Source organism: Streptomyces sp. NBC_00289, from assembly GCF_041435115.1.
GTDB lineage: Bacteria > Actinomycetota > Actinomycetes > Streptomycetales > Streptomycetaceae > Streptomyces.
This window is the reverse complement of the sequence record NZ_CP108046.1, coordinates 2310178-2333295: the sequence shown is the minus strand read 5'-3', so window position 1 is coordinate 2333295 and position 23118 is coordinate 2310178. Positions and strand designations below refer to the sequence as shown.

Here is a 23118-nt window from a genome sequence, read left to right as displayed (position 1 = left end):
GCTCACCTCATGTCCTGTCGGGTAGGCCGAACCGGTGCGGACGCCCGGTGCCGGCCGCGGTGGGGCCGGTCGCCGCGGCCGACACCGCGCAGGAAGTCGCGGCTGGGCAGGACGCACACCGTGTAGGCGGCCAGGGCGATCGTGGCGATGGCGACGAGCGCGAGCCGGCCGTCGCCGAACGGGTGCTGCAGACCGAGGATGACCGCGGCCATCACGGCACCGCCGAGGAACGGCCACGCGCAGGCCCTGGCGATCCGGCCGACACCGATGCCGCCACGGCTGAGGGCGACCAGGAACACGGGCACCACCAGGCCGCCGGCGACCAGGACGTGGGCCTGGGAGACGCCGACGATGCCGTTCGTGCGGGCGGCGACCAGCAGCACCGGGATCAGGGCCGCCAGCCACAGGCCCTGCACCAGGAAGAGCGACCGGCGCTGTCCGACCGCGACCAGGCAGTCGTAGGCGAGTTCGCTGCCGATGCGGATCAGGCCGAGGGCCATCAGCCAGGGCAGTGCCGCGGCGGCGGGCGCCCAGTGGCTGCCGTAGATCAGCTGGACGGCCGGTCCCGCGAGGCCGGCCAGCAGGACGCACAGCGGGACGGTACCGGTGATCAGTACGCCCAGGGCGCGGCTGAAGCCCTGGGCGAGCGCCTGCGGTGAGTCGGCCAGGCGGGAGAAGCCGGCGAAGGAGACCCGGCGGGCGGCCTCGGAGATGATGCGCACGGGCCAGCCGGAGATGTTGAAGGCGAGCACGTAGAAGCCCAGGGACACGTTGCCCAGCGTCGCGCCCACCACCATGGTGTCGACGTTGACCACCGCGAGGGCCAGCATGCTCGCCCCCGCCAGCGGAAGTCCGAACCTCAGCAGCGCCCGGGCCTGCCCGGGGTCCCAGCCGAACTTCAGGGTGCCCGGAGCCGCCAGCCAACAGCCGAGGAGCGTCACGACGTTGCCCGCCACGGCCCCCCAGGCGAAGCTCATCGCGCCCCAGCCCTCGAAGGCCAGCACCAGTGTCACCGAGGTGCTGATCACGAAGTTGAGCCCGTCGATGATCATCCGCTTGCCCTGGGCGAACTCGCGCGTGAGGAAGCCGCCGGGCACCTGCGCCACGCCGTCGATCACCACACACAGGCACATCACCCGCAGGACGCCCGCGGCGTCCGGCGAGCCGAGCAGGCCGGCCACCGTCGGTGCCGCCGCGAACAGCGCGACGTACAGCAGGCCGCTGGAGAGGGTGCTGAGGGTCAGCACGGTCGGCGCGAACCGCCGCGCGTCGCCCTCCCAGCGCACGATGGCCAGGCCCACGCCCAGCTCGTTCGCGGACAGCAGGACCAGCAGCACGGTCTGGGCGACGCCGTACACGCCCCATTCCGCGGGGCCCAGGGCGAAGCGCGCCAGCACGATGCCGGTCGCGAAGTTGCCCAGGCGCATGACGACGGTGTTGATCAGGCTCCACCGGGCCGCCGAACGGACCTTGCCGCCGAACGAGGGTGAAGCGGGGAGTGCGGGAGCGGGAGGAGCGGGGGCGTCGCTCGACTCAGCGGTCTCGCTGCCCGGTGCGCGGGCGGTGTCCATGAGTCGACTCCTCGTCGAGCGGCTCGGAGGCGGACGCCACGGCCATGACGGGCTGTGGCGCCTTGGGCTCTGCGGCGGCCGGCCCGTCCCCGGCGGACCGCGACCAGCTGGGCGGCCGCCGCATGGCGAGCGTCTCCTCCACGACCGATTCACCGGTCGAGTGGCGGGGGGCGGGCGCCTCCTCCGGCTCGGCGTCCCGGGCCTCCGGCCCGGGCCTGTGCTCGGGATCCGGCCCGGGTTCGGGCCTGTGCTCGGAACCGGGCCCGGGCTCGGATCCGGGCCGCTGCCCGGGCCTGGGCGACCGCTTGCGTGCCTCCACGTAGAAGGCGGCGACCATGGTGAGGACGAAGCCCAGACCCCCAGCCATGATCATGTACTCGAGCCGGGTCTTGGTCTGCGCCACCGGGTTCTGCGGGGCCACGATGGTCGTCATCTGGATCATGGCCTTCGGGGCGACCGACTGCTGTTCCTGGAACTGCTTCAGCCGCTCCTTGGCGTACGCGGTCAGGATGCGGTCCGAGGCCAGGACGGAGGCCTTGTCGGTGCCGGTGACGGTGAGCCACATCAGTGGCCCCTGGGCGTTGTCGGCGAGCTTGGCCTCGAACGTGCCGGTGGCACCACGGGACTTGAGCTCACGGAGGGAGGCGTCGGAGTTGAGGTTGCGGGCCAGGCCGTCGGCCATGCCGGTGAGCGAGGTCTGTGTGCTCAGGAAGGGGTTGCCGTCGTAGGCGACGGTGGCCTTCTGCGAGTTCAGGAGGACCACGGTGCTCTGCGACTGGTAGGTGACGGGTACGACCGACGTCACCGCGAACGTGAGACCCGCGGCCAGCAGCAGTCCGGGCAGCAGGACGTACCAGCGCCTGCGCATGACCCGGAAGATCTCAGCGAGATCCATGGTGGTCCCCCCCTAGCGACCCGAAACACTCGACGAGCATATGTTGCAAGCGGATCATATGAGGAACGTTTGGTCAGTGGGTCTCGGTCGTGTGCTCGCACTGCCTCCCCCCAGCAGCACGTCGGCGATCCGGTCGCTCGCGCGGCCGTCCCACAGGGCCGGCCGACGCGGCTGTGGCGGGCTGTCCAGCACCCGGTTCACGGTGGCCGTGATCCGCTCCGGATCCCGGCCTGCCAGCACGTTGGTGCCCTGTTCCACGGTGATGGGCCGCTCCGTGTTGTCCCGCAGGGTCACACAGGGCACGCCCAGCGCGGTGGTCTCCTCCTGCACGCCGCCCGAGTCGGTCAGCACGAGGCGGGCGGAGTCCTGCAGGGCGATGAAGTCCAGGTATCCGGCGGGCGGCACGAGCCGGATGCCTCCGGGGACGCCGATGTCGGCCAGCCGCCCGGCGGCGCGCGGGTGCACGGGCAGCACGAGCGGGCAACGTCCGGCGATCTCGCCCAGGGCCTTCAGGAGCCCGGCGAGGACGCCGGGGTCGTCCACGTTGGCGGGGCGGTGCAGGGTCACCAGCCCGTACTCGCCCTTGACCAGCTCGTATCGGCCGAGGACGTCCGAGGCCCTGGCCCGCTCCAGGTTGGTCAGCAGGGTGTCGATCATGACGTTGCCGACCAGGTGGATCTGGTCCTCCCGGTACCCCTCCGCGCGCAGGTTCTCGACGGCGTCGGGCGAGGGGGCCAGCAGATAGTCGCTGACCCGGTCGGTGGCGACGCGGTTGACCTCCTCCGGCATGCTCCAGTCGCGGCTGCGCAGGCCGGCCTCGACGTGCGCGAGCAGCGGCCCGGCCTTGGCGGTCACCAGCGCGCAGGCCAGGGTGGAGTTGATGTCGCCGACCACGACGACGATGTCCGGGGACACCTCGCCGAGCAGCGGCTCGAACGCCGTCATCACCCGTCCGGTCTGCTCGGCGTGGGTGCCGGAGCCGACCCCGAGGAAACGGTCGGGCGGACGGATGCCGAGGTCGGCGAAGAACACGTCGTTCATGGCCGGGTCGTAGTGCTGACCGGTGTGGACGAGGAGCACCTCGGCGCCCCGGCGCTCCAGGGCGTCCATCACCGGCTTGATCTTCATGTAGTTGGGTCGCGCCCCGGCGACGCAGACGACTCGCGGCATTGCTCAGAGCACCTCGATCGTGGGTCCGGAAGTCAGCCGCCGGCGGCAGTCGAGCACGAAGGGCGCGTGTTCGGCGATGAGTTCGTAGTCGAAGCTGTCGTGGTCGGTGAGCAGGACCACCACGTCGGCGGCCGCCAGCTCCTCCGGCACCGGTTCGACCCGCACCAGTCGCGTGTCCACCGGCAGGCTCTCCACGACGTGCGGGTCCGCCGCCCTGACCTGTGCCCCCATGTCGAGCAGCAGTTGGGAGATGCGCAGCGCCGGCGACTCGCGGGCGTCGCCGGTGTTCTTCTTGTACGCCAGACCGAGCAGCAGGACGCGCGAGCCGTTCACGGATCTTCGTCTCGCGTTGAAGAGGTCGCTGATGCGGCGCGCCACGTACTCGGGCATGTGGCTGTTGATGTCGTTGGCCAGCTCCACGAAGCGGAAACTCTGGCCGAGTTCGCGCTGCACCCGCCAGGACAGGTACGAGGGGTCGATCGGCAGGCAGTGGCCACCGACGCCCGGTCCGGGGGTGAACTTCATGAAGCCGAAGGGTTTGGTGGAGGCGGCGTCGATGGCCTGCCAGACGTCGATGTCCAGGTGGTGGGCGAACATCGCGATCTCGTTGACCAGCGCGATGTTCACATGCCGGAAGGTGTTCTCGAGGAGCTTGGCGAGTTCGGCCTCCTTGGGCGACCGGACGGGCACGGTGGTGTCGACGAGCTGCGCGTAGAAGTCCTGAACGGCCGCGAGTGACGCCTCGTTGACGCCGGAGACGACTTTCGGGGTCTCCTGGAAGCCCCACACCGCGTTTCCGGGGTCGATCCGCTCGGGGCTGTAACCGAGGTGGAAGTCGGTGCCCGCGGTCAGGCCCGAGCCGTCCTCCAGGATCGGGGCGAACAGCTCCTGGGTGGTGCCGGGATAGGTGGTCGACTCCAGGACGACGGTGGCTCCGGGACGCAGGTACCGCGCCAGGGTGGCCGCCGACTCCCTGATGTACCGGAGATCGGGAGTGCCCTCGTGCAGCGGGGTCGGGACGGTCACGACGGCCACGTCGAAACCACCGCAGTCGCGGGCCGACTCGCTCGGACGGTAGGCGCCGCGGTCCAGTGCCGCGCGGATCCGCTCGGAGGAGACGTCCTCGACGAAGGACTCCCCGGCGGCCAGGCTCTTGACCCGCCGGGAGTCGACGTCGTAGCCGATCACCTCGTGTCCGACCTCGGCGGCGCGGATGGCCAGTGGCAGGCCGACGTATCCCTGTCCGACCACGACGACACGCATCAGTGACTCCTGTTCGCCGAAGCGGGTGACGGGGTGAGCCGGATGAGCTCGCGGGCCGTCATGAGGACGAAGGCAGCATTGGTGGTGAGGTAGCGCCGGCCCAGTCGGCGCGGCTCCTGCAGCGCGCGGTAGAGCCACTCGACTCCCCACCGCTGCCAGCGCTCGGGGGCCCGCCTGGTGACGCCGGCCAGGATGTCGAAGGAACCGCCGACGCCGTGCACGACGCGGGCGCCGGTGCTCTCGCCGTAGGCGGCGGTGAAGATCTCCTTCTTGGGCGAGGTCATGCCGAGGAACAGCATCTGGGCGCCGCTGTCGGCGATCGCGCCCGCTATGGCCTCCTGCTGCGCGTCGTCGAAGTAGCCGTTGCGGCTGCCGGCCACCTTCAGGCCGGGGAAGCGGTCGGCCACCTGCCGCAGCATCCGCTCCAGCACCTCCTCCTTCGCGCCGAGGAAGTACACGGACATGCCCGCCGACTCCGCCTCGGCCAGCAGCCGCAGGAACAGGTCGATCCCGGCCACGCGTTCCGGCAGCGGGGCACGCAGCACCCGGCCGGCCCACACGACGGCCTGTCCGTCGGCGAGGACCAGGTCACAGCCGGCCACGGCCTCGGCGAGCCGGGGGTCGCGCCGCATGTTCACCAGCTTCGCGGCGTTGACCACGCCGATCTCGAGCTGTCTGCCGTCCCGGACCGCTTCCAGGCAGCGTTGCACGGTCTGGTCCATGGTCAGCGGGTCCAGCTCGACCCCGAAAAGAGACTGACGCACCGTCATATTCGACCCCCCTGCCAGGCGTGGAGCATCCAGCCGAACTCGTACGGCCGGCATTCGCGGTCCACGGAGGCGGGGCGGTACACCCGGTCCAGGACCTTCAGCCGGAGCTTCGGGGCGACTCGGGTGCCGAGTCCCCGGGCGGCGCGTACGGCCTTCTTCGGGTCACCCCGGTAGACCTTGCGCCAGGTGGCGCCGAGGTCGTCGAGGATCAGCGGCTCCCGGTGCTCCGGGCGGTCGGCCAGTTCGGGCACGTCCGTCATCCAGCGCAGGCCCTTGCGGATCGACGCGCCGAAGTCGGTGCCGCCGGCGTCGGTCAGATCGAACAGGGCCGTCGGCGCCATCGCGTGCTGGTGGACGCTGTAGACCGGGTAGCCCTCCACGACGCCGCCGGTGCGCGCGTCGTAGTGCCACCACCACTGCCCGCCGTCGCCCTGCAGCTCACAGATGCGCGCCGCACACGCCTCGGCCGCGGCCAGCGCCTCCGGATCGCCACCCCCCTCGGCGGCGGCATGGGCGCGGGCCAGTGCCTGGAGCGGATACGTCTGGTCGGCGAAGCAGCTCACATGCGAGCGGTACCAGGGCACCAGGCCGGGCCCGGTGGCGTGCGGGAACAGTGGACCGTCCCCGATCCGGGCCCGCAGGAGACGGTCCCGGGCTGCGGAGAAACGTCTCTCCACATCCGCCGTGCTCCGGGCCGCCGCGAGGGCGGACAGCACCCACGCCGCCTCGACCGTGTACTGCGGCCGGCCCTCCTCGTCCAGGGCGTCGACCCGCGCGAGGGCGTCGGTCAGTTTGGGGTGTTCGGTGTCCGCGGCCGCCCAGGCGATGAGCGCCGCGTCACCGAGGTTGGTCACCGCCGGCAGCGACTCGACCAGCAGACCCGTGAACTCCTGGGCGGTACGCCCGCCGAGCACCGCGCGCTGGCGGTCCTCGGGGAGGAAGCGGGCCCCCAGCGCGGTGATGGCCGCGTACCGGGTGCTGATCCCGCGCCGCTCCAGGGCCCAGGAACCGTCGGGTGCCCGTCGCCCGGCCATGGTGAAGGCGAAGGCCTCACCGCCGGGAAGCAGCATCGGCGCGAGCCCCGACTCCGCCACCGCGAGAAGTCGTTGGGCGAGCGCGAGCAGCGGCGGCTCCTCACGACCGAGCGCCGCCAGACGTGTAGTGGTCATCGTTTGGGCACACCAACCCCCCTGTGGGTCCTGTTTTGAACAGACTTCTGATCGCCACGTGGCGGGTGGCCACGTGGCGGAAGACGGACGTCAGGTGCCGGAGCGGCCGGCATTCCTCGATTCGGGCACAGTCGTTCCCACCCGACCCCCCCTGGGCCCTCGTGGTTTGTGTGCTCACTGTGCACGGTCTGCACCGTTAGTGCACATGTTATGGCTGAAGATGTTCGAGGAATGGCGTTTTGGGGGTACGGGAGTCAGGTGCGTTCGACGAGTGCGTCGTCCTTCTCGTCGTACAGTTCGCCCGTCTCCGGGCACTCCCATCCGCCCGACCCGTCTTCCCGCGCGACCAGTCGCACGCCGGCCCTCCCGACCCAGCCGATCCGGCGCGCCGGAACTCCGGCCACGAGCGCGAAGTCCGGCACGTCCCGGGTCACCACGGCGCCCGCCGCGACCAGCGCCCACCGGCCGACGCGTACCGGCGCCACGCACACCGAACGGGCCCCCAGCGAGGCCCCCTCGGCCAGCACCACGGCCACGGCCTCCCAGTCGTCACCGCGCTTCAGCCGGCCCCCGGGATCCACCGAACGGGGAAAATGGTCGTTGGTGAGGACCGCCGCCGGGCCGACGAACACGCCGTCGCCGAGCACCGCGGGTTCGTAGACCAACGCGTAGTTCTGGAGCTTCACGTTGTCGCCGATCCGCACTCCGGGGCCGACATACGCGCCCCGGCCCACGATGCATCCGCTGCCCAGCCGGGCGTCCTCCCGGATCTGGGCCAGATCCCAGACCGTCGTCCCGTCACCGATCGTGGCCGTCTCGTCGACCTGGGCGGTCGGCTGGATCCTGAAGCTCACCGGGATGGACCTTCCTCTCGTGGGACAGAGCCGAAAACGCTGCCCTGAGCTCTACTTGGCGGACCCATGTTCGATCATCGTGTCGCAAAGATTCCCACCCTCCGCCCCGTAGAGCCAGACCCCGGGCACGACATACCCTGCGTCCGGGACCGCGTCGGCCGATCAGAGGGGGCAGCGGACGCGGTGCGGACATGACGATCCCGCCGACGGCCGGTGGGAGGCCGTCGGCGGGAGCCGGCCCTCGGGGGCCGGATGCGCCGTGGGTCAGTGGACGGGCCGGCTCTCCGGGTCGGGCACGGAGGCCGGAGCGGACCCCACGGCGGGCCGTCGGCTGAGGGCCTCGCCCTCCACGTCGATGTTCGGCAGCAGCCGGTCCAGCCAACGGGGCATCCACCAGGCCGCCTTGCCGAGCAGGGCGAGGACCGCGGGCACGAAGGCCATGCGGACGACGAACGCGTCGAACAGGACGGCGATGGCCAGGCCGAAGCCGATCATCTTGATCATGGATTCGCCGGCCCCGATGAAGCCGGAGAAGACGGCCATCATGATCAGTGCAGCGGCCACGACCACCCGGGCGCTGTAGCGGAACCCGGTGACGATCGCCTGGCCGGGCTGGTCCCCGTGGACGTACGCCTCCCGCATCCGGGAGACCAGGAACACCTCGTAGTCCATGGCCAGCCCGAAGACGATGCCCACCAGGAAGATCGGCATCAGACTCATGATCGGGCCGGTCGTCTCGACGCCGAGCAGAGCGGCGCCGTGGCCCTGCTGGAAGACCAGGACGACGGAGCCGAGGGCGGCGAGCACCGACAGCAGGAAGCCGACGGCCGCCTTGACGGGGACGAGAACGGAGCGGAAGACCAGCATCAGGAGCAAAATGGCCAGGCCCACCACCACGGCGAGGTAGGGGATCAGCGCGTCCTGCGTCTTCTGGGCCACGTCGATGTTCAGTGCGGTGGTCCCGGTGACCTCGAAGGTCGCGCCGTCGCCCGCGGACTCCGTGGCGGGACGCGCGTCGCGGATGGTGTGGACCAGGTCCTTGGTCCTCTCGCTGGTCGGCGCGTTCGCGGGGACGGCGGAGAACACCGCGGTGTCACCGGCCTCGTTGAACCGCGGCGCCGAGACGGAGACCACCCCGTCGGTGGCGCCGATCCTCTTCGCGATCACCTGGACCGCGGCCTTGGGATCGGCGGCCGCCCTGGCGTCGACGACGATGGAGAGCGGACCGTTGAAGCCGGGCCCGAAGCCCTCGGCGAGGTCGTCGTAGGCGCGGCGCTCGGTGGTGGAGGTGGACTTCGCCTCGTCGCCGGGCATCCCCAGCTGAAGGTCCGTCACCGGTAGGGCCAGCGCACCCAGACCGACGACGCCGAGCAGCAGCACCGGCAGCGGACGGCGCAGGACGAACCGGGCCCAGTGCGTGCCGCCGTTGGTCTCGCCGCCCTTCTCGATCCGGCCCTCGCGCCGGGCGGACCGCGACAGCACGGCGTTCGGCCAGAAACCGAGCAGGGCCGGGACCAGGGTCAGCGCGATGAGGACGCCGACGACGACCGCGCCCGCGGCGGCCAGGCCCATCGTGGTCAGCATCGGGATGCCCACCACCGAGAGGCCGGCCAGGGCGATGACCACGGTGAGTCCGGCGAAGACGACCGCGGACCCGGCCGTGCCGGTGGCCAGGGCCGCCGCCTCCTGCGGGGTACGGTCCCTGGCGCGTTCCTCGCGGTAGCGGGAGACGACGAACAGGGCGTAGTCGATACCGCAGGCGAGGCCCAGCATCGAGGCCAGCGTGCCGGTCGTCCCGGACAGGCCGAAGGCGCTCGCCAGGGCCATGATCGCGGCCATGCTGATGCCGACCCCGAGGACCGCCGTCAGCAGCGGCAGCCCGGCGGCGGCCAGTGAGCCGAACGTCATCAGCAGCACGAGCGCGGCGATGGCGATGCCGATGGCCTCGGCCGATCCGCCCGCCGAGGGCTGGGTGGCCAGCGCGGTGCCGCCGACCTCGACGGTCAGACCCGAGTCACGGGCCGCGTCGATGGCGTTCTCGAGGTGCTTCTTGCTCGCGTCGGTGAGGTCGTCCGCCTTCACCTTGAAGGTGACGGTCGCGTACGCCGTCGAGGCGTCCTCGCTCACCGCCTTCGCCCGGAAGGGGTCGACCGCGGCGGCGACCTGCGAACCGTCGGACGCCTGGTCGACCATCTTCTCGATGGCCGCCCTGTTGCCGGCGGCGGTGACCTTCTCGCCGTCCGGTGCGACGAAGACGACCCGGGCGTTCGCCCCGTCCGCCGTCGCGCCGGGGAAGCGCTGCTCCATCAGGTCGAAGGCCCGCTGGGACTCGATGCCCGGCATGGAGCTGCTGTCGTCGGGAGCGGCGGGTGCGTTGGCCGCACCGAAGCCCACGGCGGCGAGCAGCGCCACCCACAGCAGCGTGACGTGCCAGCGGCGCCGGAAGGCCAGCTGGCCCAGTCGGTGGAGAAGAGTAGCCATGGAAGGTGGGGTCTCCGCATCTGATGTCTCGGGTACCTGATCAGGCTCCCGGACGCGTCCCGTCCCGTCGTCGTCCGGCTGCCGACAGTCCTGGCTGCTGCGGACGCAGTACGTCGGCGGGCGCCGTAGTGCGGGCGCAGGCGTTTGCCGGAGGCGGATCCTCGCCTCGATCTTCCGGCCCCCCGGAGCATGAGGTCGTCAGCCGCTCTGGGCGCGGACCAGCCCCGTCTCGTAGGCCAGCACGACGAGTTGGGCGCGGTCGCGGGCGCCGAGTTTCGTCATGGCGCGGTTGGCGTGGGTCTTGACGGTGAGCGCGGTGATGAAGAGCCGTTCGGCGATCTCGTCGTTGGTCAGTCCCGTCGCCACGAGGGTCATGACCTCCCGCTCGCGTGGGGTGAGGGTGTTCAGACGGCCGGTCACCAGCCCCTTGTGCGGGACCGGCTGGGACAGGAAGCGGGCGATGAGTCTGCGGGTGGCGGTGGGTGACAGCAGGGCTTCGCCGCGGGCCACAAGACGGATCGCGTCGAGCAGGTCCGCCGGGTCGACGCCCTTGCCCAGAAAGCCGCTGGCGCCGGCGTGCAGCGCCTCGAAGATGTGCTCGTCCTCCTCGAACGTCGTCAGGACGAGGACCCTCACCCCTGCCAGATCCTCGTCCTCGCCGATGAGGCGGGTGGCGGCGAGGCCGTCGAGGTCGGGCATCCGGATGTCCATGAGGACCAGGTCCACGCGGTGGGTGCGGGCCAGTTCGACGGCCTCGCGGCCGGTGGAGGCCTCCGCGACGACCTCCATGTCGGGCTCGTTGTCGAGCAGGAGCCGGAAGGTGCCGCGCAGCAGTGCCTGGTCGTCGGCGAGCAGGATGCGGATGGTCATCGATTGCCTTTCGGGGCGGGCAGGGGGAGTTCGGCGTGGACGCGGAAGCCGCCCCGGGGGGAGGTGCCCGCGGTGAGGGTGCCGCCGAAGGCCGTGGCGCGTTCCCGCATGCCGATCAGCCCGTGGCCGGTGCCGGGACCGGGCCGCGCGGTGCCGTCCCCGTCGTCGGCGACCGTGAGGCGCAGGGTGTCCGGGCCGTAGACGAGCGTGATGTGAGCGGTGGCCGACCCCGCGTGCTTGTGGGTGTTGGTGAGGGCTTCCTGGACGATGCGGTAGGCGGCCAGGCCGGTGGCGGGCGTGAGAGGCCTGGCCGCTCCGGTGCGGGTCACGTCCACCGTCATCCCGGTACGGCGGAAGCCGTCGACCAGACCGTCCAGGTCCTCCAGGCCTGGCGCGGGCGCCAGGGACGGCGGTGAGTCGTCGGCCTGCCGCAGCAGTCCCACGGTGGCGCGGAGCTCCTCCAGCGCGGCGCGGCTGGTCTCCTTGATCGCGCCCAGCGCCCGGTACGCCTTCTCCGCGTCGGTGCGCACCAGGTGCTGGGCCACGCCGGCCTGGGCGTTGACGAGGGTGATGTGGTGGGCGACGACATCGTGCAGTTCGCGGGCGATGCGGACGCGTTCCTCGGTGACGCGGCGTCGGGCCTCCTCCTCGCGGGTCTGTTCGGCGAGCACCGCGCGCTGCTCCACCAGGGCCAGCTTGGCCCGGCGGCTGCGCACGGCGTCACCGAGGCCGGCGGCCAGCAGCACCAGGTCGATCCTGACCAGGACGCTGGTGGCCACCCCGCTCTGGTCACCGAGGCCGACGCCCACGGCGGTGGCCGCGACGGCCACGGCCACCGTCGCCGCGGTGATCCAGGCGGTGCGCCGCGGGCGCAGGGAGGCGACGGTGTAGACGGCGACCAGACTCGCTCCGGGCACCAGCGCCTGGGTTCCGGTCGCTGCCCGGGCGAGGACCTCCAGCACGGTGACGACGGCCGCCACCACGAGCGGCGCCCGGCTGCGGAACACCAGCGGGACGCAGGCCAGGGTGATCCAGCCGAGTTCCGCCGGCCGCGGCCACGTCCAGCCGTGGCCGTCGCTCGGGACGGCGGTCGCCCACAGCGCCACGAAGAGGACCACCGCCGCGGGAAGGGTGTCCCGGGCCCGGTCGTGAGCGGCGAGCCAGCGCCGCCAGTGGTTGAACATCGCCTGCATTCCCTCACCGTACGCAGCGCGGACCTGGCGGCGGTCCCACGGGCGGACCCGCACGCGCCGCGCCGCGGGGGCGCCGGGTGCGGCGCGTGCGGGTGCGTCCGTGGCGGGGCGAGCGTGAAGCGGTACGCGCTGCCCACCACCCCGCACGTACCGCTGACTTTCACACGGGCGCCATCGCGCCCTTCCCTGACGTTCGGTGCTCCTGGAACACTCCTTGCGCGCGCATCCCGTCATGATCCGGCGCTCGTGAGCCGATTCAGCACACCCCAAGGCGAGAGGTCCCTCACTCATGCCCGACGTCAACCGGCGCCGATTCCTCCAAGTCGCGGGCGCCACCACGGCGTTCACCGCGCTGTCCGCCAGCGTCCAGCGTGCCGCCGCACTGCCGGCCAACCACCGTTCGGGGACGATCGAGGACGTCGAGCACATCGTCGTCCTGATGCAGGAGAACCGTTCCTTCGACCACTACTTCGGCTCGCTGAGAGGCGTCCGCGGCTTCGGCGACCCGCGTCCGGTCACCCTGGCGAACGGCAAGTCGGTCTGGCACCAGTCCGACGGGACGAAGGACATCCTCCCCTTCCACCCCGACGCCGACGACCTGGGCCTCGCCTTCCTCCAGGACCTCCCGCACGGCTGGAACGACGGGCATGCCGCCTTCAACGCGGGCAAGTACGACAAGTGGGTGCCCTCGAAGGGCTCCACGACGATGGCGTATCTGACGCGCGAGGACATCCCGTTCCACTACGCGCTCGCCGACTCCTTCACCGTCTGCGACGCCTACCACTGCTCCTTCATCGGCTCCACCGACCCGAACCGCTACTACATGTGGACGGGTTACACCGGAAACGACGGCAAGGGCGGCGGCCCGGTCCTCGGCAACGACGAGGCCGGATACAGCTGGACGACGTACCCCGAGCGGCTGGAGCGGGCCGGGGTCTCCTGGAAGATCTACCAGGACGTCGGCGACGGCCTCGACGCGAACGGCTCCTGGGGCTGGATCCCGGACGCCTATCGCGGCAACTACGGCGACAACTCGCTGCTCTACTTCGACCAGTACCGCAACGCCAAGCCCGGCGACCCGCTCTACGACAAGGCCCGCACCGGTACCGACGCCCGCAAGGGTGAGGGCTTCTTCGACCGGCTGGAGGCCGACGTCAAGGGCGGCACGCTGCCGCAGGTCTCCTGGATCGTCGCCCCCGAGGCCTTCACCGAGCACCCCAACTGGCCCGCCAACTACGGTGCCTGGTACATCGCGCAGGTCCTCGACGCGCTCACCGCCGACCCAAAGGTGTGGGCGAAGACGGCCCTGTTCATCACCTACGACGAGAACGACGGCTTCTTCGACCACCTGGTCCCGCCGTTCCCACCGGCCTCCGCCGCGCAGGGCAGGTCGACGGTCGAGGTCGGCCCGGACCTGTTCAAGGGCGACGGCGGACACCCGGCCGGCCCGTACGGGCTCGGCCAGCGCGTGCCGATGCTCGTCGTCTCGCCCTGGAGCAAGGGCGGTTACGTCTGCTCCGAGACGCTCGACCACACCTCGATCATCCGGTTCGTGGAGCGCCGCTTCGGCGTGCGCGAGCCGAACATCTCGCCCTGGCGGCGCGCGGTCTGCGGCGACCTCACCGCCGCGTTCGACTTCACCCACCGGGACACCGGGCCGGTGGCCCTGCCCGACACCGACGGCTACCGGCCGCCGGACGGCGACCGTCACCCCGACTACGTCCCGACCCCTCCGGCCAACCCCGTGCTGCCCCGGCAGGAGCGCGGCCTGCGTCCGTCCCGCCCGCTCAGGTACACGCCGTACGTGGACGGTTCGGCGGACACGGCGGCCGGGAAGTTCACGCTCACCTTCGCGTCCGGCGCCAAGGCCGGCGCCGCGTTCCTGGTCACCTCCGGCAACCGCACCGACGGCCCCTGGAGTTACACCACCGGGGCCGGCGCGACCGTCTCCGACACCTGGAACTCGGCGTACTCCGGCGGCTCCTACGACCTGACGGTGAACGGCCCGAACGGCTTCCTGCGTGTCTTCAGGGGCCCGAACAGGACCGCCGGGCCCGAGGTGAGCGCACGGCACGCGGGCGACGACGTCGAGCTGACCTTCACCAACAAGGGGAAGAGCAGGACCCGTCTGCGGGTGGCCGACGGATACGGCGGCGCCGCCAGGGCCTTCACGGTGCGGGCCGGTGCCACCGTCCGGCACACCTTCGACCTGTCGGCCGGCCGGCGCTGGTACGACCTGACCGTCACCTCCGACGCCGACCCCGCGTTCCTGAGGCGATTCGCCGGACATGTCGAGAACGGCCGCGCGGGGGTGAGCGACCCGGCACTCGCCACCCGGTGAAAGGCGAGGTAAAAGCCTGATGAACGGGGTATCGCGGGGGCTGGTCAGGTACCGGTGGACTCGGGGTAGTGTGCCCCGGTGACCACGCAATCGAACACACCTGCAGGCTGGTACCCCGATCCGCACGGGGCGCCCCAGACGCTCCGTTACTGGGACGGCGTGCAGTGGACCGACAACACCAACCAGGCCCAGCAGGCCGCCGGGCAGGTGCCGCAGCAGCCGGCCGGCCCGGACGCGCGCGTGCAGCGTCAGGTGCAGCAGCAGGCCGGGGTCGCGGCGAGCGGCCCCGGCGGCGGCACCCTGTTCACCGAGCCGGTGCTGGTGGTGAACCAGAAGGCCAAGCTGATCGAGCTGACCAACGAGTACAAGGTCATGGATCAGGGCGGCAACCAGATCGGCTCGGTCGTACAGGTCGGGCAGAGCGCGCTGAAGAAGATCCTGCGCTTCATCGCCAGCATCGACCAGTTCATGACGCACAAGCTGGAGATCCGCGACGCCTACGGCCAGCCGCAGTTGCTGCTGACCCGGCCGCGGAAGTTCCTCAAGTCGCGGGTGCTCGTGGCGCGTCCGGACGGTTCACCGGTCGGTGAGATCGTCCAGCAGAACATGATCGGAAAGATCAACTTCGCGATCAGGGTCGACGGCCGGCAGGTCGGCGCGATCAAGGCGGAGAACTGGCGGGCGTGGAACTTCGCGATCGTCGACCACGCGGACAACGAGGTCGCCCGGATCACCAAGACCTGGGAAGGCCTCGCAAAGACGATGTTCACCACCGCGGACAACTATGTCCTGCAGATTCACTACCAGTTGCCCGAACCCCTGCTGAGCCTGGTCGTGGCGACGGCCCTGACCGTCGACACGGCCCTCAAGCAGGACTCGCGAGGGCTCGGCTGAGCAGGTTCACAGGGATGTGAGGTGTCCCGGCTCCGACTGCCGGGGCAGCAACGCCGGTTCGGCCGAGGCCGAGCCCGGCGCCAGTGCCAGTACCGCGGCCACGGGGTGTTCCTCGTGGCCGTCGGTGTGTCCGGCGTGCTCGAAGTCCCTGGCTCGCTCGACGTGCTCGACGCTCTCGCCGGGCGCGGTGCCCGCCGCGGGAGTCACCCGTGACAGCAGGACCACGCCCCACGACGCCAGTCCCGCTCCGGCCAGGGCCAGCAGCACGCCCGCCGCGCCGCCCTGGAGCCGTTCGCCCAGCAGCGAGAGCCCGATCACCGCGGCGGCCGTCGGGTTCGCCAGGGTCACCATCGCGAGCGGGGCACCGAGGCCGCCCCGGTACGCCGTCTGGGACAGCAGCAGTCCGCCCGCCGCGAAGGCCGCCACCAGCAGCGCCACACCGACCACCTGCACGCTGAGCAGCGGACCGGTCCGGTCCGTCGCGGCGACCGTCACGGTCTGGGTGAGCGCCGAGGCGACTCCGGAGGCGAAGCCGGACGCCGTCGCGTGCCGCAGACCCGGCCGCGTGCCCGGCCGCGCCAGCATGCCGATCAGCGCCGCCGTCGCTCCGGCGACCGCCAGCGCCTCGGGGGCGCTGAGCACGGTGTCGGGCGCGGACCCGGACGCCGTGACCAGGATCGCGGCCAGACCGGCGAGCGTGTAGGCGGTGCCCCGCCACTCGTTGGCGCTGACCCTGCGACCCGCGATCCGCGCTCCCAGCGGCACGGCCGCCACCAGGGTGAGCGCGCCGAGCGGCTGGACCACGGTGAGCGGCCCGTACCTCAGGGCCACGACGTGCAGCAGTGCGGCGGACGCGTTCAGCGCGACCGACCACCACCAGGCGCCGCTGCCCAGCAGTCGCAGTGTTCCCTCGCCGGAGGTGCGCGAGGCCAGTCGTTCCTGGGCGACGGCCGCGGCCGCGTAGGCGACGGCGGAGAAGAGGGACAGGACGACGGCGGTCAGGGTGGCGTTCATCGGGCCGCCCCCACCAGAACGGGCTCCTCGGCCGGTACGAGCTTCTCCTGGACGCGTCCGGCCGTCGTGACCGTCCGGTGCGGCGGGTGGATCACCGCGAGCGCGAGCCCGAGCAGGGCCGTCGCCGCGAGGGCGTCCAGCCAGTAGTGGTTGGCCGTACCGACGATCACCAGCAGCGTCAGCAGCGGATGCAGCAGCCACAGCGGGCGCCACCGCGACCGGGTCGCCACGATCAGGCCGATCGCCACCATCAGGGCCCAGCCGAAGTGCAGCGAGGGCATCGCGGCGAACTGGTTGGAGAGGTGGTCGGTGCGCGGCGGGCCGTACACCGAGGGGCCGTACATCCGCGCGGTGTCCACCAGGCCGGTCGCCGTGAGCATCCGCGGCGGGGCGAGCGGGAAGAGAAGGTGCGTCAGCAGCGCGGCGGAGGTGAGCGCCGCGAGGATCCGGCGGGCCCAGACGTAGTGCGCCGGGCGTCGCAGGTAGAGCCAGACCAGGAAGGCGACGGTGGCCGGGAAGTGGACGGTCGCGTAGTAGGTGTTCGCCAGGTGCGCGAGCGTGTCGCCGTGCAGCAGCAGGGACTGCGCCGAGCCCTCGCCGGGCAGGTGGACGGCACGTTCGAGGTCCCACACGCGGTGCGCGTTGTGGAACGCCTCCGTGGTGTGGCCCGCCGCCAGCTGCCGGCCGAACTTGTAGACGAGGAAGAGCCCTGCGACGAGCAGGAGCTCACGGACGAGCGGCGGTCGCGCTATCGCGCCCGGTTCCGCTTCTGCAGGCTCGGTGCGGGCATGCATCTCCCGACCCCTTCACTTTCACTGGCGATGGTGCGTGTAGTGGTGCTGGCCGTGCTGATGACTCGGCGTGCCCGCGAAACTCATCTCGACCCGTCTCGACTCATCTCGAGGACCGAGCTCGCGAACACGTGGAACTCATCGATACGTCAGCGTACCGATACGCCAGTGTACCGATACGATCGGGTACCGGTACACTGGCGTATCGATAGACGTACTTCACACCGAGGAAGTACGACACACTGGGAATAAGGCCGCCCAGGCGGTAAGAAACACGAGTGAGGAGCAGAGCCCATGACGTCGCAGGCCGCGGACGGACCGGACACGGTCGCCGCCTCGCGCCGCTCCAAGATCACGCCGGAGCGTGAACGGGAGTTCTTCGACGCCGTGCTGGAACAGATCCGTGAGTGCGGCTACGACTCCTTCACCATGGAGGCCATCGCAGCCAGCACCCGGTGCAGCAAGTCCACGCTCTACCGGCAGTGGAAGACCAAACCTCAGTTCGTCGCGGCGGCCCTGCGCGCCAGCCGCCGGGTGCCCCTCGCCGACATCGACTCCGGCTCCCTCGCCGAGGACCTGCGCCAGGCGGCGCGGGCCGCGGGGGAGTGGTCGGGCAAGGACAGCAAGCTGATCGAGGCGCTCGGGCACGCCGTCACCCAGGACCGGGAACTCGCGCTGGCGCTGCGCGAGGCGCTCGTCGAGCCGGAGATCGCCGCGCTCAAGGAGGTCCTGCGCCGAGGGGTCGAGCGGGGAGAGGTCGCCGCCGACAACCCGGCGCTGGAGTACATCCCGGCGCAGATGTTCGGCATCATGCGCGTGCGGCCCGTCCTGGAGGGCAAGTACGCCGACCCGGACTACGTGGTCCGGTTCGTCGAGGCCGCCGTACTTCCGGCCCTCGGCCTGTCCGGCGGAGCGGCCCCCGGCGCCACCTGATACCCAGGTCGCCGTCCACGGGATGACTGGACGGTGGCCTGCTCGCGCCGCACCGTGGGGACGGGGGCGGCGCGCACCCCCCGGCCGGGTGGGGTTCCTCTCGAGCGGAGAGGCGCCCCACCCGGCCGAACGGTGTGCGGGGGGCGGTCAGACCTTCTGGCCGGAGCCGCCGCCGGTCGACACCTTGATGCCCTTGGTGATGTCGTCGATCACCGACTGCTTCTCGCCGACGTCGACACCGAAGCGGACGACGACGATCTGCTGCGCGTTCGCCGGTGAGGGGAAGGCGAGCGACTGGACGTAGCCGTCCGAGCCCTTGCTCGTGACCGCCTTCCAGCGCACCAGGTAGCCCTTCTGCCCGGCCACCGTCACCGCCTTGGAGGCCAGCACGTCGTGCGAGGTGATCGAGCCGTAGGTGGTGCCGCCGTAGGACTCCTTCGCGTTGGCCGCGATGTCCGCCTTCGCGACCGCCTCGGCCGTGCTGCCGTTCGTGCCGAGCGCCACCGCGGGCGCCGAGTACGCACCGCCCTTCGTGCAGCTCTTGGAGGTCTCGCCGGGGCACTTGTAGGTGTCCTCGGACGTGATCTGCGCGCCCACGGACAGCTGCTGGCCGTACCAGCCGTCCGGGATCCGGATGCTGATCCCGTCGACCGAGTCGGTCACCGAACCGCTCTCGATCTTCGGCGCCTCGGACTGGTCGGGCGAGGGCGACGGAGACGCGCCGCCGGAGCCGCCGCCACCCGTGCCGCCCGAACCACCGAAGGGACCGCCCTGGCCGCCTTGTCCACCCTGGCCGCCCGGCCCCTGCGGTGCGGCGGTGCCGCTGCCCCCGCCGTCGTCCTTGGACAGCACGTACACGCCGACCCCGATGCTCGCGAGCACCGCCACCGCCACCGCGACGGCTATGCCGGTGCGCAGACCGCGCCGCGAGCCGCCGGCCGCCGACTGGGCGGGGTACGCCGGATACGCCGGATGCCCCCCGACGTCCGGTGGCAGCGTCGGGGGACCCCATACGGCCGCCGATCCCGTGGGCCGGGTCTGGTCCGACCATGCCTTGCCGTCCCACCAGCGCTCGGTGGCCGGACCGTCACTTGTCTGCCCGGGATCGGGGTACCACCCGGGGGGAGTCGCCTGCGTCATGCCCCCACCGTATGAGGCGAGGGTGAAAGAGGGATGAGAGGGTCCGCTCCGGATCCACCGAATCTCCGCCCGACGGCCACCCGGACCCGCGACGAGCCGCGTGAACCACCTGCGTGCGGAGGAGCGCAGCAGGCCGGTCCTGGCGGGGAGTGGGCGGCCGGGGACGGTTCTGCGCCATGGCCGGTCCTGGCGGGGAGTGGGCGGAGACGGTTCTCCGCCTGCCTGCCCGCAACCCGCAACCCGCGGTCTGTGGTCCGCAGTCCGAAGCCCGCAGCCGCAGTCCGAAGCCCGCAACCCGCAACCCGCGGTCTGCGGTCCGAAGCCCGAAGCCCGAAGCCCGAAGCCCGAAGCCCGAAGCCCGCAGCCCGCAGCCCGGAGCGGCAGCCCGCAGCCCGCAGCCCGCAGCCCGCAGTCCGAAGCCCGAAGCCCGGAGCCCGCAGCCCGGAGCGGCAGCCCGCGGCCCGACGGCGGCGCGGGCGCCGCGCGCCTGCCCCGCCGTCGGAGCTCCCGCGTGCCGACCCGCGTCGGTGGCGCCCCCTGCCCCGGGGCGGTGCCGGAGCGCCGCCGGCCCGGGCATGCGCGCTGATCTTCGTGCGTCGGGTGAGTCGCATGAGGCAGTCGCGCAGGCGCCGACCCCGTGCCACGCGTCCCACGCGTAAAACTCGGCCAAGTCGCCTGCGGCGCCCGTTTCCTGGAGGGCCGATGGTCCACCGCCAGGCGGTCGGCTCCGGAAGTCCGGTTCTGGCGACTCCTCTTGACTGACAGTCAGATCAGAGCGGGCCGGTCGCCCCGCCAGTGCGTCGTCCCGGCGTACCCCGAGTCACCCGTCACGGCAACAGGTGCCCGGACCGGCCTCCACTTCGGTGGTGGGGCGACTACGCTCGAGGTCTGTACGTCGTTCGGGCGACTTGGGGAGGTAGCGGGATGACGGAGGTACGGCCCATGACGGCCGCCTCGTTTTCCCTGTGGGAGCGTGACGAGGAAGTCGCCGCCGTGGAGCGCGCGGTCGACGTCCTGTGCGCGGACCGCTCCTCCACGGGCAGCCTGCTGGTGATCCGGGGCGAGGCGGGCTTCGGCAAGACCGCCCTGCTCGCCGAGACCCGTCGCATCGCCGAACGCCGTGGCTGCACGGTGTGGTCGGCCCGCGGCGGTGAGACGCTCAGGTCCGTTCCCTTCAACGTGGTAAGGCAGTTGTTGCAGCCGGCGCTCGTGTCGCTGCTGCCAGAGGAGGCCCGCGAGTACCTCGGGGACTGGTACGACATCGCCGGCCCCGCCCTCGGCATCACGGACCCCGGTGCGCGGCAGGCCGACCCGCAGGGCGTGTACGACGGCCTGGTCGCCGCGGTACGCCGGCTCGCCGAACGCGACTGGCCGCTCGTCCTGTTGATCGACGACGCCCACTGGGCCGACCAGGAGACCCTGCGCTGGCTGGCCGCGTTCGCCGAACGCCTCGACGACCTGTCCGTCCTGGTCGTGGTCGCCCGCCGCCCCGGTGAGGTGTCCGGCGAGAGCGCCCGGCTGCTCGAAGCGGTCGCCGGCACAGCGGGCCGTCCCGTCGCCAGCCTGAGCGCCCTCACGCCGGACGCGACGGCCGGGCTCACCCGCGCCACCCTGGGTGGACACGCCGACGCCCCGTTCTGCCGCGAGGTCTGGGCCGTCACCGGCGGCAACCCGTACGAGACGGTCGAACTCCTCGCCAAGGTGCGCGACAGCGAACTCGAGCCCGCCGAGTCGACGGCGGCCGAACTGCGCGAACTGAACCGCTCCGCCCGAGGCGGCGGCCTGGTCGCCCGCCTCGAGGAACTCGGCATCGACGCCACCCGGTTCGCCTGGGCGGCCGCGATCCTCGGCACCGGCATCTCCGTCAGCCTCGTGGCCCGCCTAGCCACCATGGGCCGCGACGAGGCGGTGCGCTGCGCCGACCTCCTGCGGACCGCCCGTATCCTCACCGCCCCCGACCCCGCGAACGGCCCCGCGGACAAGGGTGACCTGGAGTTCGTCCACCCGCTGATCGCCACCGCCGTCTACAACTCCATCCCCGACGCCCTGCGCACCGCCATGCACGGCATCGCCGCCCAGGTCGTCACCGACTCCGGGCTCGGGGCCGCGGCCGCCTCCCGCCACCTCCTCCAGGTCCACCCGGACGACGACGAGGAACTCGTCCAGCAACTGCGCGAGGCCGCCCGCGAACACCTCGCTGTCGGCGCCCCCGACGCCGCCCGCCGCTGCCTCGAACGCGCCCTGCTGGAACCGCCGCGGCCCGAGGTCCACGCCCGTGTGCTCTACGAACTGGGCTGCGCCACCCTGCTGACCGCGCCCGCCAGGACCATCGGTCATCTGCAGACCGCCCTCGCCATGCCGGGTCTCGACGGCCACGCGCGCGTGGACGCCGTGTTCCGCCTCTCCCAGGCACTGCTCCACAACGACCAGTTGGAGGAGGCCGTCCGCACCGTCGAGGCGGAGGCCACCCGGCACGAACCCGGGCCCGCCAAGCTGCGGCTGCAGGCAGTGCACTACATGTGGGAGGGCCTGCACGCCGGTGAGACCAGCTCACCCGGGCGCGCCGAGAGCCTCGCCGAACTCGTCCGTACCTGCACCGGCCGCGACAACTCCGAGCGCGCGCTGCTGATTCTGCGCGGTTTCGACGCCATGACCCGCGGTGAGAACGCCGAGGAGGTCGTCGAACTCTGCGACCGCGCCCTCGTCAACGGCCGCCTCGCTCCCGGTCTCGGCTGGACCGACACCGAGTGGGGCATCGAGCTGCTGCTGATGCTCGCCAACGCGTACGCCTACACCGACCGGCTCGACCGCGCCGAGGCCCTCTACACGGAGGGGCTGCGCGCCTACGAGACGGCCGGCTGGAGCGGCGGCCACCTCGCCCTCGCCCATGCCTACGTCGGCCTCGGCCACCGCAGGCGCGGCCGGCTGCGGGAGGCCGAGACGTCCCTGCGCGAGTCGCTGCGGCTGGCCGAGCGCGTCGGCCGCGGCCTGCCGCTGTACTGGTCGGCGACCTGCAACCTCGTCGACACGCTGCTCGCCCGCGGCCACGTCGAGGAGGCCTGGGCGATCGCCGAACAGTACGGCTTCGCGCCGCCGTACCCGTCCACCATCGTGCTGCCCGACCCGCGGTCCGTGCGCGGCCGGCTGCTGCTGGCCGTCGGCCGCACCAAGGACGGCGTCAACGAACTGGAGGCGGCCGAGAAGGCGGCGACCGCACGCGGCCACCACAACCCGGTCCTCGTTCCCTGGGCCGTCGACCTCGCTCGCGCCCTCGCCACGAAGGACCCCGTGCGGGCCGCCCGGCTCGCCACCGAGGTCCGCCGGCACGCCGAGCGCTTCGGCACCGACACCGCGATCGGCGAGGCACTGCGCTGTGCCGCGGCCCTGGAGACCGGCCAGCGCGCGGTCCGGCTGGCCGCCCAGGCCGTCGCCTACCTGGAGGCCTCGCCCTGCCAGTACGAACACGCGGCGGCCCGCGTCGAGTACGGCATCGCCGCCCGCTCCACGGCCGAGCTCAACCGCGGCCTGGCGCTGGCCCGTTCGTGCGGGGCGGACGGCCTGGTGGCCCAGGCCAGAAAGGTACTGGAGCAGGGCCGCGGTCTGCGGTGACCCGGGCCGGCCGTCGCCCCACGCGGCCTGTCCTGCGGGCAACTGCGCGCGACCGACGGCTCGCCCGGCGCCCAGGTGCGCAACCTGCGGACTCACGGAGCGGACAAGTGCGCGCACCCTGCGGACTCACGGAGCGGACAAGTGCGCGCACCCCGCGTAC

General features: G+C 72.0%; 17 protein-coding genes. 4 read left to right on the top strand and 13 right to left on the bottom strand.

The genetic code is table 11. The features are described 5' to 3' along the window. Window positions 1-2: 2 nt before the first annotated feature. From OG985_RS11060 to OG985_RS11015, 10 genes are all read right to left on the bottom strand, one after another. Window positions 3-1571, bottom strand: coding sequence for an oligosaccharide flippase family protein (locus OG985_RS11060; RefSeq protein ID WP_371668110.1), 1569 nt, complete (start codon window positions 1569-1571; stop codon window positions 3-5). Further along, a complete protein-coding gene (locus OG985_RS11055) occupies window positions 1534-2466 on the bottom strand; it encodes a chain length determinant protein (RefSeq protein WP_371668109.1) in 933 nt (310 codons plus the stop codon). The genes OG985_RS11060 and OG985_RS11055 overlap by 38 nt, the downstream gene beginning before the upstream one ends. 54 nt (window positions 2467-2520) lie before the next feature. Continuing rightward, window positions 2521-3636 (bottom strand): non-hydrolyzing UDP-N-acetylglucosamine 2-epimerase, encoded by a 1116-nt coding sequence (gene wecB, locus OG985_RS11050; RefSeq protein WP_371668108.1) that lies wholly within the window; start codon window positions 3634-3636, stop codon window positions 2521-2523. 3 nt (window positions 3637-3639) lie between these two features. Then, on the bottom strand, window positions 3640-4899 hold the full coding sequence (locus OG985_RS11045) for a nucleotide sugar dehydrogenase (protein WP_371668107.1): 1260 nt from the start codon (window positions 4897-4899) through the stop codon (window positions 3640-3642). After that, window positions 4899-5669, bottom strand: a complete 771-nt coding sequence (locus OG985_RS11040) for a WecB/TagA/CpsF family glycosyltransferase (protein ID WP_371668106.1) — start codon at window positions 5667-5669, stop codon at window positions 4899-4901. Before OG985_RS11040 ends, OG985_RS11045 begins: the two co-directional genes overlap by 1 nt. Beyond that, window positions 5666-6838: a hypothetical protein gene (locus OG985_RS11035; protein ID WP_371668105.1), complete on the bottom strand. Its 1173-nt coding sequence runs from the start codon at window positions 6836-6838 to the stop codon at window positions 5666-5668. Before OG985_RS11035 ends, OG985_RS11040 begins: the two co-directional genes overlap by 4 nt. A 254-nt stretch (window positions 6839-7092) precedes the next feature. Continuing rightward, window positions 7093-7692, bottom strand: a complete 600-nt coding sequence (locus OG985_RS11030) for an acyltransferase (RefSeq protein ID WP_371668104.1) — start codon at window positions 7690-7692, stop codon at window positions 7093-7095. A gap of 264 nt (window positions 7693-7956) precedes the next feature. Next, window positions 7957-10173 (bottom strand): MMPL family transporter, encoded by a 2217-nt coding sequence (locus tag OG985_RS11025; protein ID WP_371668103.1) that lies wholly within the window; start codon window positions 10171-10173, stop codon window positions 7957-7959. 198 nt (window positions 10174-10371) lie between these two features. Beyond that, on the bottom strand, window positions 10372-11043 hold the full coding sequence (locus OG985_RS11020; RefSeq protein ID WP_371668102.1) for a response regulator: 672 nt from the start codon (window positions 11041-11043) through the stop codon (window positions 10372-10374). Further along, entirely contained in the window at window positions 11040-12236 is a 1197-nt protein-coding gene (locus OG985_RS11015; protein WP_371668101.1) for a sensor histidine kinase, read from the bottom strand. Before OG985_RS11015 ends, OG985_RS11020 begins: the two co-directional genes overlap by 4 nt. A gap of 289 nt (window positions 12237-12525) precedes the next feature. On the opposite strand from OG985_RS11015, the gene OG985_RS11010 reads away from it, so the two are divergent. Together OG985_RS11010 and OG985_RS11005 are read left to right on the top strand one after the other, a co-directional pair. Continuing rightward, the gene (locus OG985_RS11010) at window positions 12526-14577 is read left to right on the top strand and encodes a phosphocholine-specific phospholipase C (protein WP_371668100.1); all 2052 of its coding nucleotides are present in this window, start codon (window positions 12526-12528) and stop codon (window positions 14575-14577) included. Between the two features lie 78 nt (window positions 14578-14655). Then, complete coding sequence (locus OG985_RS11005) at window positions 14656-15471, top strand: phospholipid scramblase-related protein (RefSeq protein WP_371668099.1); 816 nt, start codon at window positions 14656-14658, stop codon at window positions 15469-15471. Between the two features lie 6 nt (window positions 15472-15477). Here the strand turns inward: OG985_RS11005 and OG985_RS11000 are convergent, their stop codons facing one another. After that, window positions 15478-16485, bottom strand: coding sequence for a hypothetical protein (locus OG985_RS11000; RefSeq protein ID WP_371668098.1), 1008 nt, complete (start codon window positions 16483-16485; stop codon window positions 15478-15480). Continuing rightward, window positions 16482-17279, bottom strand: a complete 798-nt coding sequence (locus OG985_RS10995; RefSeq protein ID WP_371668097.1) for a phosphatase PAP2 family protein — start codon at window positions 17277-17279, stop codon at window positions 16482-16484. The genes OG985_RS11000 and OG985_RS10995 overlap by 4 nt, the downstream gene beginning before the upstream one ends. A gap of 291 nt (window positions 17280-17570) precedes the next feature. Between OG985_RS10995 and OG985_RS10990 the strand changes: the two genes are divergently transcribed. Beyond that, window positions 17571-18209, top strand: coding sequence for a TetR/AcrR family transcriptional regulator (locus OG985_RS10990; RefSeq protein ID WP_371668096.1), 639 nt, complete (start codon window positions 17571-17573; stop codon window positions 18207-18209). A gap of 147 nt (window positions 18210-18356) precedes the next feature. On the opposite strand, the gene OG985_RS10985 is transcribed toward OG985_RS10990, so the two are convergent. Then, entirely contained in the window at window positions 18357-19349 is a 993-nt protein-coding gene (locus OG985_RS10985; protein ID WP_371668095.1) for a DUF2510 domain-containing protein, read from the bottom strand. Window positions 19350-20273: 924 nt separating this feature from the next. Here OG985_RS10985 and OG985_RS10980 point away from each other — a divergent pair. Further along, on the top strand, window positions 20274-22958 hold the full coding sequence (locus OG985_RS10980) for an AAA family ATPase (RefSeq protein ID WP_371668094.1): 2685 nt from the start codon (window positions 20274-20276) through the stop codon (window positions 22956-22958). Window positions 22959-23118 lie beyond the last annotated feature (160 nt).